A 15,945-nucleotide genomic window follows, 5' to 3' on the forward strand; every position below is an offset into this window, starting at 1 on the left:
TCTAGCCACTCTCCCACCCTCGCGCAAGCTTGGCCAACTACCCTCGCCGGGCTGTCCCATGCGCGGCAGCCTATGGTTCGAGGACTTATATGGCGATCAGCGAAAGCATCCAGCCCGGCGCGGTGGCCAAGAATGGCCGCGACATCTTCTTCGCGCTCGGCATCGTCATTATCCTGGCCGTGCTGTTCCTGCCGATCCCGGCCTTCCTCATCGACATCGGCCTCGCCTTCTCGATCGCGCTTTCGGTGCTGATCCTGATGGTGGCGCTGTGGATCCAGCGGCCGCTCGATTTCTCCTCGTTCCCGACCGTGCTGCTCATCGCCACGATGCTGCGACTATCCCTCAACATCGCCACCACGCGCATGATCCTGTCGCATGGCAATGAGGGCACGCACGCCGCAGGCTATGTCATCGCCGGTTTCTCCAAGCTGGTGATGGCCAGCGACTTCGTCATCGGCCTCATCGTCTTCATGATCCTGATCGTGGTGAACTTCATCGTCATCACCAAGGGCGCAACGCGTATCGCCGAAGTCGGCGCCCGCTTCACCCTCGACGCCATCCCCGGCAAGCAGATGTCGATCGACGCCGACCTTTCCGCCGGCATGATCGACGACAAGACCGCGCAGTTGCGTCGCCGCGAACTGGAAGAAGAAAGCTCCTTCTTCGGCTCGATGGACGGCGCCTCGAAATTCGTGCGCGGCGACGCCATCGCCGGCCTCATCATCACCGCCATCAACATCGTCGGCGGCATCGCCATTGGCTACATCAGGCACGGCATGGGCATGGGCCAGGCCGCCGACGTGTTCATCAAGCTGTCGGTCGGCGACGGTCTGGTCACCCAGATCCCGGCGCTGATCGTTTCGCTTGCCGCCGGCCTGCTGGTTTCCAAGGGCGGCACCCGCGGCTCGACCAACCAGGCCGTGTTCGGCCAGCTCGGCGCCCATCCGCGTGCGCTTTACGTGGCGGCGGCGCTGCTGGTGCTGCTCGGCCTGATGCCCGGCCTGCCGCTGTTCCCCTTCTTCGCGCTGGCCGGCGGCATGGCCGGCCTCGGCTACATCATCCCGATGCGCGCCAACCGCGTCCTCGCCGAGGCCGAGGCGCTGAAGACGCAGGAAAAGGCGACCAAGGCCGAGGAAGAGAAGAACTCGGTCAAGGCCTCGCTCGCCACCGCCGAGATCGAACTGCTGATCGGCAAGCAGCTGTCGACCCGGCTTCTGGTCTCGCATCAGGAGCTGGTCTTCCGCATGGCCAAGATGCGCAAGAAATTCGCCCAGCAATACGGCTTCGTCGTGCCGGAAGTGCGTGTCGCCGACGATTTCGCCATCCCGCCGAAGAGCTATCAGATCAAGGTGCACGGCACGGTGGTCGCCGAATATTCGATGCGCGTCGGCGAGATCATGGTTCTGCTCGGCAGCCGCGACGTACCCGAAATCCCCGGCGAAGAGATCCGCGAACCGGCCTTCGGCATGCGCGCCTATTCCGTCATGGAAACCTTCGCCGAGGATTTGAAGCGCGAGAACTACACTTTTGCCGACAACATGTCCGTGCTGCTCACCCATCTCTCGGAAGTCATCCGCAACAACCTGCCGCAGCTTCTGTCCTACAAGGACATGAAGGCGCTGCTCGAACGCCAGGACCAGGAATACCGCAAGCTCGCCGACGAAATCTGCACCACGCACATCTCCTATCCCGGCCTGCAGGCGGTGCTGAAGCTGTTGCTAGCCGAGCGCGTCTCGATCCGCAATCTGCATCTGATCATCGAGGCCATCGCCGAGATCGCGCCGCATGTGCGCCGCACCGAGCAGATCGTCGAGCACGTCCGCATCCGCATGGCCCAGCAGATCTGCGGCGATCTTTCGGAAGGCGGCGTGCTCAAGGTGCTGCGCCTCGGCAACCGCTGGGATCTCGCCTTCCATCAAAGCCTCAAGCGCGACGCCAAGGGCGAGGTGCGCGAGTTCGACATCGACCCGCGCCAGCTCGAGGAATTCGGCCAGGACGCCACCAAGGCGATCAAGAAATTCCTCGAGGCGGGCGAGCGCTTCGTTCTCGTCACCGCGCCGGACGCCCGCCCCTATGTGCGCATGATCATCGAGCGGCTGTTCACCACGCTGCCGGTGCTCTCGCATGTCGAAATCGCCAAGGGCGTCGAGATCAGGGTGCTCGGGACCATATCGTGAGCGTTCTTTCGCAGAGCGTCGTCATCGCGGCGTTCCTCGCCTTCTGCCGCATCGGCGCCTGCTTCATGCTGATGCCGGGCCTGTCCAGCGCCCGCGTGCCGGTGCAGGTCAGGCTGTTCGTGGCGGTCGCCGCCACCGGCGGCCTGCTCGCGTTCCTGTGGGACCGCATCATTCCCTTCGTCGATCCGCGCCCGCAGATCCTGGTGCCGATGATCATATCGGAACTGCTGGTCGGTGGGCTGATCGGCGCCATGACCAGGCTTTACATGGAGGCATTGCGCTTCATGGGCTCGGCCATCGCCATGCTGATCGGCTATGGCGGCTCGGGCGGGCCGGCGATCGAGGAACCGGAACCGCAGGCGGCGCTCGCCGCCATCATCTCGTTCTCGGCGCTGTTGATGCTGTTCGTCTTCGACTTCGACCACGAAATCGTCCGCGCTTTGGTGGCGTCCTACACGGTCGCGCCGGTCAACGTCTTCTTCAACCCGCAGGCCGCCCTGGTCGACATCACCGACACCGTGTCGGACACCTTCTTCCTGGTCATCCGCCTCGGCAGCCCGTTCGTCGCCTATGCCATTCTGGTCAATCTGACGATCGGCTTCGTCAACAAGCTGACGCCGCAGATCCCGATCTATTTCATCTCCCAGCCCTTCGTCATCGCCGGCGGCATGATCATCTTCTATTTCGCCATCGGCACCATGCTGTCGCTGTTCGTCGACGGCTTCGTCGACCTGACTTTGGCGAGGTGAGATGAGCACGCGCAAGGACCGCCTGAAGAAACTGGTCAAGGTGCAGGAACAGCTGAAGGCGCTCCACGAGACCCGTCACGCCACTTTCCTGGCCGCGGCTAACGCGGCGGAAGCCGAGGCCAGGGAATTGATCGGCCATTTTGACCAGGACAATTCGCTCTCCGGCCTGTTCCCCGATCTCTATCACCGCCGCATCGCCCAGGCGGTGGTACGCCATGAGACGAGCCTGGAAAGCGCCAGGCAGGAGGCCGGCCTCATCGCCACGGCAAATGCCCGCACCAACATGGTCGAGCGCGCCTACAAGGACGTGCGCAACCGCGACGAGCGCGAACGCTCCGACCGCGAACGGCTGGACCTGATCGCGCAGAAGCGGAGCGAGGAATAGCTGCGGGAATTTGGTCACCGCCCGTTGCGGACGCACGCCCTGAACGACGCGAACGGCCGCTTTGTGCCGCATCTCGGTCACTTGGTCGGCTATTACCGGCCTTCAAAAGCAGATATCGCCGCTGAACGCAGGGCCGATCGCATGAGATCGGCCACGGCGGTCTATTTTGCAACGAGCGCTGTCTCACCGGTAGTGAAGCGACGGCCCCATGCCGAGCCCGTAGGAGACCAGATCCTTCAGTCTGAAGCCTGCCCCGCTCACAGGCTTCCACAAAGGATCGAGCGACAGGTAGGACATGCCGTCGCCGAACAGCAATCCTAGGAACACCTCAGCAACAATATGGCCGCCCACCGGTCCAAGCTGCGGCGTGGAACGTGTGCCGCCTCCTGTAATCGGGATAGCCATGTTGGTCTTGTTTGTTGCCGCTTCGGCAAGGACATAGGTCCAAAGTGGGCAGTTGTCGGCGAAGGCCTTGCCGTCGCCACCCTTGGCTGTGACGGCATCGATGATCGGGCCTACGACATCACCATCCTCGGGAGCATCCACAGCCTTGCCGATTATGATGTCCGCATCGGCCAGGGGCTCGATGGCCATGGCACGTGCGACGCTCTGGCCGGACGGCAGGCCGAGAAGCCAGCCCCTCAAGAGATTGCGCTCGCCGAGGGAGGCCGGCGGGTCGCCCGCCACGGCTTTCGGCAGATCGTGCAGGAAACCGACGAGGGATGTATCGATCCTGTAGGCAAATTGCAGCCGACGCACATTGGCAGGATCTCCAGTCTCGGGATCCGATCCACCTGCGCGCTTGTCAATGTCGATAAATCGACCCCAGTCCAGAGCGCGACCCGGCTTCATCGTCTGGAAGCCGGTAAGCGCCTCCTCATGCGGCTTGCCGGCGCGTGGGAAGATCGGCAGCAGCTTGTCGTCGTTCAGCCGATAACCGGGCCTTACCATCGAATGGCCAAGTCTGTAGGCGGCGACCGAAAACTCTACTGGCATGAACGGCAAGTTGCGCCAGTGGAAGTACCGCAATCGCTTTTGATCGAAGCGGCCGTCCGTCTTAAGTGCGTCTAGGATCGGTTGCGAAACGATCCTGGAGAGGAAGTCATTCACGACCACATACTGGTAGTGGAAGCGGACGAGCTGCTGGACCGCTTCAAAACCCAGGCCCGGATTGTCATCGACCATCCGGTTGTGCACGTTGAGCATCAGCCCTTGCAGCTGCGACACCAGACTGTTTTCATCGTTGCGGGGGTCGCCGATGATCGCTCGTCCGGCGAAGCGCGGCAGATCGTGGCCGGGCTGGCCACCGGCCCCTGTCATTGCATCGCCGTGGCGGAAGCGGCCTTCTTTCGTATACATGTAAGGCTGGTCGGCTGGACCCCGGCCGTAGACATTATCCAGATTAAAGCTCGGCGTGCGGAAATCCACGAGCCCATCGGGATCCAGCGATTTACGCAAGGTGCTGACGGGATCGAATGTGATGTCGTGGTCAACGAACTGGCCAAAATAGGTATAGAGGGCAGGAATCCCGCTTTCCTCGGCATCGAGCCCATCTTTCGGCTCGTCAATGTCAGCAGACATGGCGGCGCCGAGCGCCTTGAGGTTGCGTCGGTTGTCCTGGTCGTTTGCCCCGAACGTTGCGGGTGCCAGATTTCGGAACATGCGACCGAAGCGGCCTTCGAACAACGGCGATCGTGTCGCATCAATGCCACGGGGCGGGGTGCCATGCGCTGCCATTTTTGATCTCCTGTGTTGTCGAATTTCTTGATCCGAGGATGGACTTGTGTCGAAGAAGCCAATTCGCCCTTCCGAGTGGGCCGCGAGGCACAGACCGGCCCCATCCGGTATGGCCCCGCGGCGCCGCTCCCGGGAGGAAACCCAGAATGGCCTTGTGTCGACGAAGCCGCTTCGCCCTTCCCAGTGGGCCGCGAGGCACAGACCGGCCCCATCCGGTCATGGCCCCGCGGCGCCGCTCCCGGGAGGAAAATGAATTGGCGCCGATCTTCCATCGTCTCGATGGGTCCGGTTCGGGTCGTTCAGCTCCGGGGCAGTCGAGATGACGTCTCGGAAACAACCATTATCCCAGCTAGCGTGAAATCAGCGTGAGATGACGGCCATCTTTAGCTCCGTGTCTTTGCCGAGCTTGGGTCGCCTCGCACGCAACGTTTTGTTGACCCGATCAAGATCGTAGGGCGAAAGTGGCAGACAATAGGGAAAGGGTTTCTTCAACAGCGAGGATTGTGGATTGACCGCCGCAAACGCGTTTGAACTGGCAGCGCGATTTTGTTCACGGCCGCAAGATCTAGCGCCTGAACAGGCTGCAATGGCACGCGGGTTGCTCGGTGCGCTCGGCTACCTTGACTCTGGTGATACAGATCCCGGCTTGATAGCGACAAATAACCGCCAAGGACTACTCTCAGCTGCGGCAAACTTTGGCAATCTGTTCCGCTTGCACGCCCGCTACGCACCGGGGCTGCACTTCTTTGGTGCGCAGGTACACCGCAGTTGGGGAGATTCGGCCTCACCCGCTTCTGCCAGCTTCAGTGGTGTCGGCCTCACCCCGGGGCGCGCATTCGAGGCCTGCATCGGCGAGGGCATCGAATATCATAGCGAATGGCAAGTGCCGCACGGGACGATGAACCGCACGATGGTAGATGGTGTAAGCCATTGGCAGGACGTTCGGCTGGCTGAACACCTCGATGATTTCCGGGTGCAGTCCGGTTTCGGTGAAAGTGACCGATGGGTGCCCGTGCGCCGGCTGGACGACGGTCGGCAGGGCTATTTGCCCGAGACACTTTTCATTCGCAGCGCCAACCGGAGCGCCTGGGTGACCAGTTGCGGATGCGCCGCAGGGATAACCCACGAAGCTGCCCTGACCTCGGCGCTGCTGGAAGCAATCGAGCGAGATGCGGCTGCCGCCTGGTGGCGCAGCAGGCGCGGCGGCCGGTTGATTGGACTGGAAGCGCTTGCCGGCGCGGGCGTGCTCGATCTGCTTGCGCGGATAAGGCAGGAGAAGCTCGGCAGATGCACCCAGTTTCTCGACATATCGGGTGAGTTTCCCGCGCCTGTAATCGCGGCGCTATCCTTCGACGCGGATGGTCGCGGCCTGGTAGTCGGGCTGGCTTGCAGGCTGGACGCGGGCAACGCCCTGAGGGCGGCGCTGCTGGAAATGTGCCAGATGGAATTGGCTCTCGATGTGGCGGCAATGAAACGCGCAGAACAGGGAGTTGAGAGGCTCGACGAGGTCGACAGCCGGCAGGAGGAGCGCCCCGAGACCCCTGGCGCAATCGACACGGACCTCATCTCACACCTGTCCAGTAGCCTGCTGATGCACAAAAATGCCGAAAAGGGCTTGAATTTCGTATCCTTGGTTGGCGAAATGCTTAAAAAGCAATACCACATATACGCAGCAGATCTGACCACGCCGATGTTTGACATTCCCGTCGCCAAAGTCTTCGTCCCAGGGCTGCAACCTCTTCCGTCGCCGTTCCAGTCGCGTCGGCTTCGTTCCCTCATTGACCAGGCCGGCCCGAGCGGCCGCGCCGATCTTATGTAGACGGAGGCAGTTGCGGGACAACGATGATCGGGCACAACTCCCCAACGAGGACTGCGCCGCTGATCCGTGTCACGACGCTTGACAAGGTAGCGCTGAGCCAATCTGGGCGAGACATCGCCGTGAGAAACCGCAAATCGCGTGCCGTCCTTGCCTATCTTGCACTCAGCCCTCATGGTTTTGAAACCCGCGAGCGCATCTGCGGTTTGCTCTGGAGTGAATCGGACGAGGCACGAGCGAGGGCCTCGCTCAGGCAAACCGTAGTCGATCTCAAGACCTGCCTGGCTGAAGTCGAAGGGGTCTTCCTCGGAGACCGGCTCAACGTGACGCTGAAGCAGTCGCTCGTCACAGTGGATGTGAGTGAGATCAGGCACGATCTGAAAGCTGGAAGGATTCCGCCCATCCTTCTGGAGAGGCAGCGTGTCGCCGAAAGCTTTCTCAATGGCCTGGACGACATCGACCCCTCGTTTCGGAATTGGGTCCTCGTCCAGCGGCAATGCCTTCAGGATGAATTTATCTCGTGTCTGGAAGCGATGGCGAAGGCTGCGGCAGACTGGCCAGCGCTAAAGCGAGCCGGACAAGCCCTGCTCAATCTCGATCCGACCAACGAGATCGGGTGCCGCGCAGTCATGGAAGCGTCGGCTCGGATGGGCGACCAAGCAACGGCCTTGAGGGCCTATAAGGGGCTTTGGGACCTGCTTGAAACAGAGTTCGACAGCGAACCTTCAGCCGCCACGCAGGCACTGGTCAGTGACATCAAGCTTGGTACGATCGGGGCCACGGACAGGGGGGCGGTGACCGCAATCGCCGCCGAGGCGTTCGGGTCCCAGGCGCAACGGCTGCAAGAGCCCGCCGCCGGCGTGCTGCTGTTCGTGCGGGAGTTCGAATTGGTGAGCGGTTCCGTCCGCGCGCGCAACGCCGTGCAAATCTTCCGCAGTGAACTGGTCGCGTCCCTGGTGCGATTCCGCGACTGGGCGGTAATGGAATGGGAAGGGCATCCCCCCCGCTTCACCGAGAATGCCTATTGCATCGAGGCGACCGGATTTATCGACGGGCCGACATTGCGTCTCAGCATGACGCTTAAGCAGCTTGCATCGGGGCGCTACATCTGGAGTGAGCAGTTTGTCATCGAAAACAGCCAGTGGTACCAGACCCAGCAGAGGCTCATCCGCCGCATCGCCGTCGCGCTGGGCGTCAGCATGTCGTCCGAACGGCTGGTTCAGATCGCCAGCATACCGGACCTGTCGCTGGAGCAGTTCGACCGCTGGCTGAGGGCGCAGGAGCTGATCTTTCAATGGCGCCCGGAGTCAGAGGAGAGGGCCGAGGCTCTGTTCAGATCAATCATCGCAGAGTCACCACGGTTCGCTGCCGCCTACGCCGGGTTGGCCGGCATCATCAATTCACGGCATTTGATCTTCCCCGGCATCGGCCGGCGACGCGAACGCCACGCCGAAGCGCTGACGTTTGCCAAGCAGGCGACCCAGATCGATCCGATCGATTCCCGAAGCCAACTGCATCTGGCGTGGTCCTACGCCATGAACGGCATCCCGCAGCAGGCAGCCATCAGCTTCCTTCTGGCCTGCGAACTCAATGGCAACGACCCCTGGACCTTGGTCTCCGCGTCTCTCGGGCTTGCCTATTGCGATGATCGCGAGAACGCGCGGCGTATTGCCACTCTGGCGCTGCAGACCGGACTCGGCGTTTCACGCCTGCAATGGAGCTATCAGGTGGGCGTGCGGTTCCTGCTTGGCGACTATGCCGGTTGCGTCGAAGCGGCCGAGCGCGCCGCCGATAGTGTGTCGTACATCGGCGGCTGGAAGGCTGCGGCGCTCGCCTTGCTCGGCAACGAGAAAGCGGCGCATGAAGAGGCCGACCGATTTTTAGCGCAGCTGAAGACGACGTGGTTTGGAAATGAGTCACCGGAGCCGGGCAACGTCGGCACATGGCTCATGGACAGCTTTCCGATCTACAGTCCAGATGCCCTCGAGGCACTGCGCCAAGGGCTGGCCGGGGCCGGCATTGTCGTCAGCCATATGCCTTTGCCAGAGCCCGTTCTATCGGCAGCCCCGAATGGTGTAGTCCGCAATGCGTGAGTAGAAGAAACTGTCGCGGTTGAACGGCACCTTTTCGAGAATGGCATCGAAATAGAATTCCGGAATGCCATAGTCGGCCATGCCACCTTGTTCGGCCTGGAGCTTCTTTTGCGATTGCGTCACTTGATTGTTGGGCGGTAACCGCAGGAAGAAGACGTGGTCGTATCCCTGCACGATCTGGATTTCCTTGTAGCGGTCCGGCACGACGACGAGTCCATCGAGTTGCGCCTTGAACTCGGCCAAGTCGCGCGGACGCGTGCTGGGATCCTGTGCCCATTGCACCACCTTGCGGCCGGTCGCCTCGAAGTTTAGGGTTTGGATCGGTTCGGGAAAGGCGTCCAGATTGTCGACGGGGTCAGCCATGGTTAAGCTCCAGGAGTTGTAGGCGGGGTGATAAACCGGGGCCAGGCGTCGCCCAGATTGAGCGCGCTGGCGACGAAAAGGATCAGGTCGGCCATTGTTCGCGGGATGCCGGTGGGAAACAGTCTGGCGACGAGGTCTTGCGTAATTGGGTCGTCTTCGATCATGGCGCGCGAGGCCGCGAACCTTGCCATGAAGACATCCCCTACAATCACCGATCCGATGGTACCGAAACACAGCCCGTCCTGTTCGATCGCGGCCTCCAACAACAGCCAGAACAGCAACGGCGGATTTTCTGCCAGCTCAGTCGCCTCGGCCGCGGTGAAGGCAACGGTCGAACCTTGAAGCCAGGATCGAATAGCCTGGTCACGCTTCCCGGCATCGCCGAGTAACGGCGCGGTCGCGAGAGCGGCCTGAGGCAATTGTTCGATCAAGGCATCGAGCCTGAGCAGGCCACCAATGGTTCCTCGGACCAAATCGCTGAACAAAAGTCCCGACGCATTCGGATCGGGTAGTGCAGCCCTGTCTGCCTCGCTCAACAGACCCGCCGTGGCGGGGTCAAGTGGCTTTGAATCGGGGCCGACGCACAGGATCGGCATGCTGTAGGCACTCAGCAGCACTTCGTTGACCGTTGGTCCGATACGCCGACTGAACTGCGGCGTCGAGCCGGCGATCTGGAAGAAATGCGACCAATCGGCGATCCAGTGTTCGGAGACCGGGAATCTATGCGGGCGTGATGAGGAGCGGTTGAGCAACACGTTTTCCAGCCCTTCGCCTTCCGGATGCTGGTCATTGAAGACATAGGAAAGCCTGACCATGGAATGGCCCAAGCGGTATGCCGCGTGGGAAAACTCAATCGGGACACCTTGCGGCATGTCGACCAGTGGTCTGAACCCGTTCGCGTTGTAGAGGTCCCATATCGGCTTGGCGATAAGGCGCGGCAGCAAATCATTTTGCAGCACATTCCGGTAGATCGCCGTCGTGACGCGGCGTGTCCGGTCGAAAAGATACGCACCTGCCGGCAGTTCGACGTCTTTTTTGGGTATTCCGCTGCTGCTCAGTGCACCGGCCACGGCATTGTGCAGATGCAGGAAAAGCGCCGTCATTTGCGCAATGTTGGCGTTGTCGTCGCTACGCTGGTCTGCGACCAAGACATCCGTCCGACCGCTTTCGAATCCATCGCTCAGATCGGCCTGCTGAAAGCGTGGCAAGTCGCGTATGGCAAAGGGGCAGGCGCCCGCGGGCATCGCCATGGCGTTGGGTGACGGCGGTGCCATTGGCCCGGTACGCATAAGCGACCTGACAACTTCACCGGGCTTGGCCACTACATACAAACCAGGGTCCGAGAACGGTCCGCCGCCGTAAAGCACGTCGAGCAGGAGCGCCTCCTCGCGTTCGTTGCGGCGCTCTGCCTCGTGGGCCGCCAACAAGGGACTGAGCGAGGAATTGCGGATAATGTCGTGTGCGGCGAACTGGGCAAGATAGGTGTATCCTGCCGGAATCCGCTCGTTGGTTTTATTGCCACCTCCGGCGGATGCCGCACTCATCCTGCGCAGCAGCTTGGCAAACAGGCACTGAGTGGCCCAAGGCGTCTCCAGGCCATGATAGAGCTTGGCTTCGTCCGCGCCGGCAACATTGCCAAAGTTGCGAAACTGCACCTGACGCGGATCGACAATGCCGGCGATGCCTTGAACACCGCCCGACACGGCCAGCCCGGCGGTAGTCGTGCCGCGATGAGCGTTCATTCCGGTTCTCCCCGTCCCTTGGACCGTATTCCATACGTGTCGTGAAACCAGCGTGAAATGCTACTAATTTCGCGGCGCGCCAGGAAAGTTGACGGCTCAAAATCTGCCGGTCAGCAATGCGCCGCATGGTCGCCGTCCGCCGATCCCCGCCAAGCCTGGAAGCTGCCGTACTGTATCTTTGAGTGGCGACATAACAAAGTGCTTCGTGCCCGCTGGTGACCTTGGCCTCAAATCCAAGCTTCGCTAGAGTTCACAACATGCTGAACGCCATTCACCACGTCGCGCTCATCTGCACCGACTACGACCGGTCGCGATGGTTCTATGTCGAACTCCTCGGCCTCGATCTGATCCGGGAGGTCTATCGGGAGGAGCGACAGTCATGGAAGGCCGATCTGCGGATCGGGTCCGTCCAGCTGGAATTGTTCTCCTTCCCCGCCCCAGCGACGAGGCCGTCCTATCCAGAGGCGACAGGCCTGAGGCATCTGGCATTTGCCGTGGCCAATCTTGATCCCGTGATCATGCGCCTGGAAGCCGCCGGCGTCGCCGTTGAGCCAATCCGCATCGACCCATATACAGATCAACGGTTTACCTTCTTCAACGACCCAGATGGATTGCCGCTGGAACTCTACGAAGTCCCATAGGAACGGTACGCTTTCGCGACCATGCTGGTTGCGGCTGAATGGCTGGTTCCGGACGCAAGCGGGGCCGTCATTTCCAGCTGGCGGACGCGGCCTGCCCGCGCCGTTGCATTGGCGCCGCCTCGGGTCGAAAATGCCCTCATGGAAGCAGTCCGATTTCCCAAACTCATGACACCAAGGCTCATGCTTCGGGCGCCCAGCGAACGGGATATCCCGGCATGGTTTGCGCGCGCGACGGATGTCGAATCCGCCTCCCTTGCCGGTGATCACATTCCCAGCGACATAGGAGCGGGCGAGCGATGGTTGGCCCGCTCGCGTCAGCGGTTCGCCGACGGTAGGGCGATCCAGTGGTCCATAGACCAGGCGGGAGTATCGGACGCGATCGGGACGATAACCCTGTCCTTCGGCACAACCGACGCCAAGGCAGCCGCATTGGGATTTGTGCTGGCGCGCGCGCATTGGGGGCACGGAATGGGCAGCGAGGCGGCGCGCGAAGTCCTGCGCTACGCCTTTGAAACCCTGGCGCTTGAACAGGTGACGGCCGAGGCAGCGGCGCGCAATTTCGCGTCGCTGCGGATATTGGCGAAGCTCGGCTTCAAGCACATCGAGAGCTTCATCGATGTGTTCGACGGCGAGCGCTGCGAGCGCTTCGCGCTCGACGCAGACATTGGATCATCACTGTTGACGAGCAAGGCGACGCCAGACCGCTAGGTCCCGAGCTTGCTCAATCAATTGCACGTATCCGCGGCCTTGAGCGCTTCGGCACGGGAAGGTTCGCGCAAATCCGCGATCCGGCGAACAGCAGCGTAGAACCTTGGATAATCGCCGGAACACAAATCGAACAAATGAAGGAACGCTGGAACCTGTTCACCGTAGACGGCAGTCGCGGCGAGCTTTGCATTGTTGATAGGGGCATCGAACCAGGCATCGTATCCCCGGTATCCGGCCCAGCTTTTGTCGCGCATCTGCCGATAGCGCATCCGCAGCCTGTCGATCGTGGCGGCCTTGGCAATCGCCATCTGCTCACGTGCGCGGGGACTTCCATAGACCTGCCGCAACTCATCGCGCGTTTTCGCTATCAGCCCGAGAAAATCCGCCCGGCGGTTGCGATCGGCTTCGTAGCGGCGCAATCCGGCGCGATTGCCGGTAGCTCGGAGCCATCTCCTCACACCGCTGGTTTCGACGGCGACCGCGAAAGCCTCGTTGAACGCGGAGTCGTTGTTCACATAGATCTTCTGATGCGCCAGCTCATGAAAGATAAGGCTGGCGATGTAAGTGTCGTCCTGACGCAGCATGGTGCTGAGCAGCGGGTCGCTGAACCAGCCCAGCGTGGAGTAGGCGGTGACGCCTGACACATAAACGTCCAGTCCTTGCCGCTGCAGTTCGGCGACGCTTTCAGCCGCTGATTTCCGGGAAAAGTAACCCCGGTACGGAACGCAACCGAAGACCGGAAAGCACCAGGTTATCGGCGTAAGCGAGAATTGCGGCGCGGCAAAAACGGCAAGGGTCACATCGGCCCGACCGATGTCGACATAGCTGCGATAGCTGCTGTTGTCGGGCAGCGCCAGTTCTTCCGTGGCAAAGCGGCGTATGGCGCTGGCCGACGTCAATTTTGCGCGCAATGCCTCGGGCGTCGAGGGATCGCGGATAAGCCTTCCGACATTTTTCCGCGCGGCCATGATCTGCACGTGGCCCTCCACAGACTGCGCGTAGTAGGAAATGCTGGTGCACCCGGCCAGGCCGGACGCCACAATCACGGCGGCAAGCATTCGAAGAACGCGCTTCACTGTTTGCCCACCGCTTGCCCGTCTCCCATGCAGCGAATGTCTCGCCCCCCGTTCTCAAACAGGCACGCCAATTCCCGTCAAGACCTGTAGAGGCAGCGGAGCGACTTTCGACGTTGGCAGGGCACTCCGGCCATCCGCCTACCGCCGCAGGCAAGGTCGGCGAGAACCCGAAGCAGCCGCTCAATCCCCACAGTCCGCCCTCCTCCCCCTCGCGCAAGCCTGCCACAAGCTTGTTGAGGCATGGTCTGGCTAAGGAAACCCGGTAAAAGGCGGACTTTCTTGGCGATTTCTCCACCCAGCGACATCGTTATGGATGTCGCCCGAGCTGCCGATCCGATGGATATCGAGGCTGCCCGCGCCGCGCTGACCAAGCGCGCGGGCGCCGCTGCCGGTGCCTTTTCGGTCGACACCCCCGGTTCGCTAGATACCGCGGCGTCTGTCGATGCCGGCTCGATCCTGTCGCGCGCCACGGCCGACAAGGCGGCGGCGACAGCCGATCCGGCCAAAAAATTCAAGAAGTTCGAGGCGATGGTCTTGCAGACCTTCATCCAGAACATGCTGCCCAAGGACACAGAGGGCGTCTATGGCACGGGTCTGGCCGGCGACATGTGGAAGTCGCAGCTCGCCGAGCGCGTCGCCGACGTCATGGCCGAGCGCGGCGGCATCGGCATCGCCAAGTCGCTGCTTGCCGACCACTATATGGACGGCAAGCGCAAGGTGCCGATCGGCCCGGTGTCAAACGGACCGGAAAAGACCGAGATCGATCAGCAGACCCGTCTGTCCACCTCGCTCGTCCAGGAATTGCAGCGCAAGGCCGCCAGATCGATGACCGGCGACGAGACAACCATAAAAACAGACATCAAGATCTAGACTGGGAAACACCATGGCCGATTCTTCCGAATTCACTGCCAACCTGCCGGCCCGCACGACCGCGTCGGAGGCTCCGATCCCGTTCGCGCGGCCCGGAAACCTTGCCGCCATCATCGGCCGCATCGAGGAGGTGGTCGAGGAAGAGACTGCCGGCATCCGCAGCGATACCGGCTATGATCTCAAGGCGTCGAACGCCCGCAAGAGCCGCTATCTCTATGAGCTGACCCGCGCCATGAAGGGCGGCAGCGAAGCCGAGTTCCTCGAACAGCACCGCGAGGGCCTGACCCGGCTGCGCCAGAAACTGGCGAAGAACGAGGCGGCGATCCTGGCGCATCTGAGCGCCGTCAACGAGGTCGCCAGCCTGCTGCGCAGCGCCATCCAGCGCGCCGAAACCGACGGCACCTACTCCGCCGGCGAGTTCGGCCGGATGAAAGGCTAGAGCATGATCCCGAAAAATGGATGCCGGTTTTTGGAAAAGATCATGCTCAAACATAGAGCCCCATCCCGATTGAATTGGCATGGAACAGGCTCGAGAGCGCGATGATGTCGGGCTCTAAATGATCAAGATCATCGCCATCGCGGTCTGGGTCTGCGCCGCCACGCTCGGCGCCGTCTTCTATTCGTTCCAGGCAGCCGGTGAACGCGGCGTCGGCGAGAAACCCAAGCCGATGCTGGGCGGGCTGGACTACGTCAAGACCGACGTCATTTCGGTGCCGCTGATCCGCGATTCCAAGATCGGCGGCTATTTCCTGGCCAAGCTCGTCTACACCGTCGAACCGGAGCAGATAAAGAAACTGTCGATTCCGGCCGAAGCGCTCATCACCGACCAGGTCTACAGCTACCTCTACGCCAATCCCCAGATCGACTTCACCAAGAAGGCGACGATCGATCTCGATTCCTTTCGCGCCGCCATCCGCGACACCGTCAACAGCCGCGTCGGCACGAACCTGGTGCATGAGGTTCTGATCGATCAGGTCAATTTCCTGAGCAAGGACGAGATCCGCGACAACTGGCTACGCCGTCGGCAGGATTCCGACACCGCGGCTGCCGGGACCGCGAAGCCTGCCGAAGCGGAAGCGCCGCCGGCCCACTGACCACTGGTGCCCGACAGGCTATTGACGCGGCGACAGGAACCAGTCTCCAGGATTTGCGTTGACGTAAACGTCAACCAGAAGCTATATGCGGCAGCGACCGTGATCGCCAGAGATGCCGCATGGGCTTCGGCCGGACCGAAATCCCGTGCGCGACAGGTACAACCAGACAGGGAGAACAGCGTGAGCGTTCAGGAGATTGCCGAGAAGATCAAGTCGCGCGTGGCCAGCAGCGGGTTTGATCGTTCCGTGAAGTTCGACACCGGCGGCGACGGCGTCATCGTCATCGACGGCGCAACCGTCTCGAACACCGATGCCCCCACCGACTGCACCATAAAGCTCTCGCTCGACGATCTCGATTCGCTGATCGCCGGCGACCTGAACCCGACCATGGCGTTCATGACCGGCAAGATCAAAGTCGAAGGCGATATGACGGTGGCCATGGCGCTCAGCCAGTTGATCGGCTGAGCACGCACGATTACCCGATGGGTCAATGA

Annotated in this window: 15 protein-coding genes; 11 read left to right on the top strand and 4 right to left on the bottom strand. The window is 61.6% G+C overall.

The features are described from left to right. Positions 1–89: 89 nt before the first annotated feature. From flhA to ACVILI_RS30140, 3 genes are read left to right on the top strand one after another with little or no spacing between them, the layout of a single operon-like run. Positions 90–2,177 carry a flagellar biosynthesis protein FlhA gene (gene flhA / locus ACVILI_RS30130; protein WP_019860996.1) on the top strand — a complete coding sequence of 696 codons (2,088 nt, stop codon included), beginning with the start codon at positions 90–92 and terminating at the stop codon, positions 2,175–2,177. Continuing rightward, positions 2,174–2,926: a flagellar biosynthetic protein FliR gene (gene fliR / locus ACVILI_RS30135; protein WP_038649353.1), complete on the top strand. Its 753-nt coding sequence runs from the start codon at positions 2,174–2,176 to the stop codon at positions 2,924–2,926. Before flhA ends, fliR begins: the two co-directional genes overlap by 4 nt. 1 nt (position 2,927) lies before the next feature. Next, positions 2,928–3,311 carry a hypothetical protein gene (locus tag ACVILI_RS30140; protein WP_038649356.1) on the top strand — a complete coding sequence of 128 codons (384 nt, stop codon included), beginning with the start codon at positions 2,928–2,930 and terminating at the stop codon, positions 3,309–3,311. A gap of 183 nt (positions 3,312–3,494) precedes the next feature. Here ACVILI_RS30140 and ACVILI_RS30145 read toward each other — a convergent pair whose 3' ends face one another. Continuing rightward, complete coding sequence (locus ACVILI_RS30145) at positions 3,495–5,048, bottom strand: peroxidase family protein (protein ID WP_032920738.1); 1,554 nt, start codon at positions 5,046–5,048, stop codon at positions 3,495–3,497. 508 nt (positions 5,049–5,556) lie between these two features. On the opposite strand from ACVILI_RS30145, the gene ACVILI_RS30150 reads away from it, so the two are divergent. Next, positions 5,557–6,867 carry a YcaO-like family protein gene (locus ACVILI_RS30150; protein WP_457102719.1) on the top strand — a complete coding sequence of 437 codons (1,311 nt, stop codon included), beginning with the start codon at positions 5,557–5,559 and terminating at the stop codon, positions 6,865–6,867. 23 nt (positions 6,868–6,890) lie between these two features. Then, complete coding sequence (locus ACVILI_RS30155) at positions 6,891–8,957, top strand: BTAD domain-containing putative transcriptional regulator (RefSeq protein WP_457102720.1); 2,067 nt, start codon at positions 6,891–6,893, stop codon at positions 8,955–8,957. Here the strand turns inward: ACVILI_RS30155 and ACVILI_RS30160 are convergent. Both ACVILI_RS30160 and ACVILI_RS30165 read right to left on the bottom strand, forming a co-directional pair. Beyond that, positions 8,919–9,320: a hypothetical protein gene (locus ACVILI_RS30160; RefSeq protein ID WP_038649365.1), complete on the bottom strand. Its 402-nt coding sequence runs from the start codon at positions 9,318–9,320 to the stop codon at positions 8,919–8,921. The two genes, ACVILI_RS30155 and ACVILI_RS30160, sit on opposite strands and share 39 nt — an antisense overlap. Before the next feature lie 2 nt (positions 9,321–9,322). Then, positions 9,323–11,062 carry a peroxidase family protein gene (locus ACVILI_RS30165; protein ID WP_038649367.1) on the bottom strand — a complete coding sequence of 580 codons (1,740 nt, stop codon included), beginning with the start codon at positions 11,060–11,062 and terminating at the stop codon, positions 9,323–9,325. A 257-nt stretch (positions 11,063–11,319) separates the two neighbouring features. Between ACVILI_RS30165 and gloA2 the strand changes: the two genes are divergently transcribed. Both gloA2 and ACVILI_RS30175 read left to right on the top strand, forming a co-directional pair. Then, the gene (gene gloA2 / locus ACVILI_RS30170) at positions 11,320–11,703 is read left to right on the top strand and encodes an SMU1112c/YaeR family gloxylase I-like metalloprotein (protein ID WP_084791672.1); all 384 of its coding nucleotides are present in this window, start codon (positions 11,320–11,322) and stop codon (positions 11,701–11,703) included. Between the two features lie 21 nt (positions 11,704–11,724). After that, the gene (locus tag ACVILI_RS30175) at positions 11,725–12,411 is read left to right on the top strand and encodes a GNAT family N-acetyltransferase (protein WP_240564539.1); all 687 of its coding nucleotides are present in this window, start codon (positions 11,725–11,727) and stop codon (positions 12,409–12,411) included. Between the two features lie 17 nt (positions 12,412–12,428). On the opposite strand, the gene ACVILI_RS30180 is transcribed toward ACVILI_RS30175, so the two are convergent. Further along, complete coding sequence (locus ACVILI_RS30180; protein ID WP_051726865.1) at positions 12,429–13,469, bottom strand: aminopeptidase; 1,041 nt, start codon at positions 13,467–13,469, stop codon at positions 12,429–12,431. 258 nt (positions 13,470–13,727) lie between these two features. Between ACVILI_RS30180 and ACVILI_RS30185 the strand changes: the two genes are divergently transcribed. The 4 genes from ACVILI_RS30185 to ACVILI_RS30200 all read left to right on the top strand — a co-directional run bounded on the left by ACVILI_RS30185 (position 13,728) and on the right by ACVILI_RS30200 (position 15,916). Next, complete coding sequence (locus tag ACVILI_RS30185; RefSeq protein ID WP_019861006.1) at positions 13,728–14,357, top strand: rod-binding protein; 630 nt, start codon at positions 13,728–13,730, stop codon at positions 14,355–14,357. A gap of 13 nt (positions 14,358–14,370) precedes the next feature. Beyond that, the gene (locus tag ACVILI_RS30190) at positions 14,371–14,796 is read left to right on the top strand and encodes a hypothetical protein (protein ID WP_027047362.1); all 426 of its coding nucleotides are present in this window, start codon (positions 14,371–14,373) and stop codon (positions 14,794–14,796) included. A gap of 118 nt (positions 14,797–14,914) precedes the next feature. Next, positions 14,915–15,451 (top strand): hypothetical protein, encoded by a 537-nt coding sequence (locus ACVILI_RS30195; protein ID WP_038649373.1) that lies wholly within the window; start codon positions 14,915–14,917, stop codon positions 15,449–15,451. 180 nt (positions 15,452–15,631) lie between these two features. After that, on the top strand, positions 15,632–15,916 hold the full coding sequence (locus ACVILI_RS30200; RefSeq protein ID WP_019861010.1) for an SCP2 sterol-binding domain-containing protein: 285 nt from the start codon (positions 15,632–15,634) through the stop codon (positions 15,914–15,916). The last annotated feature ends 29 nt before the right edge of the window (positions 15,917–15,945 follow it).

The organism is Mesorhizobium sp. USDA 4775 (assembly GCF_054062655.1).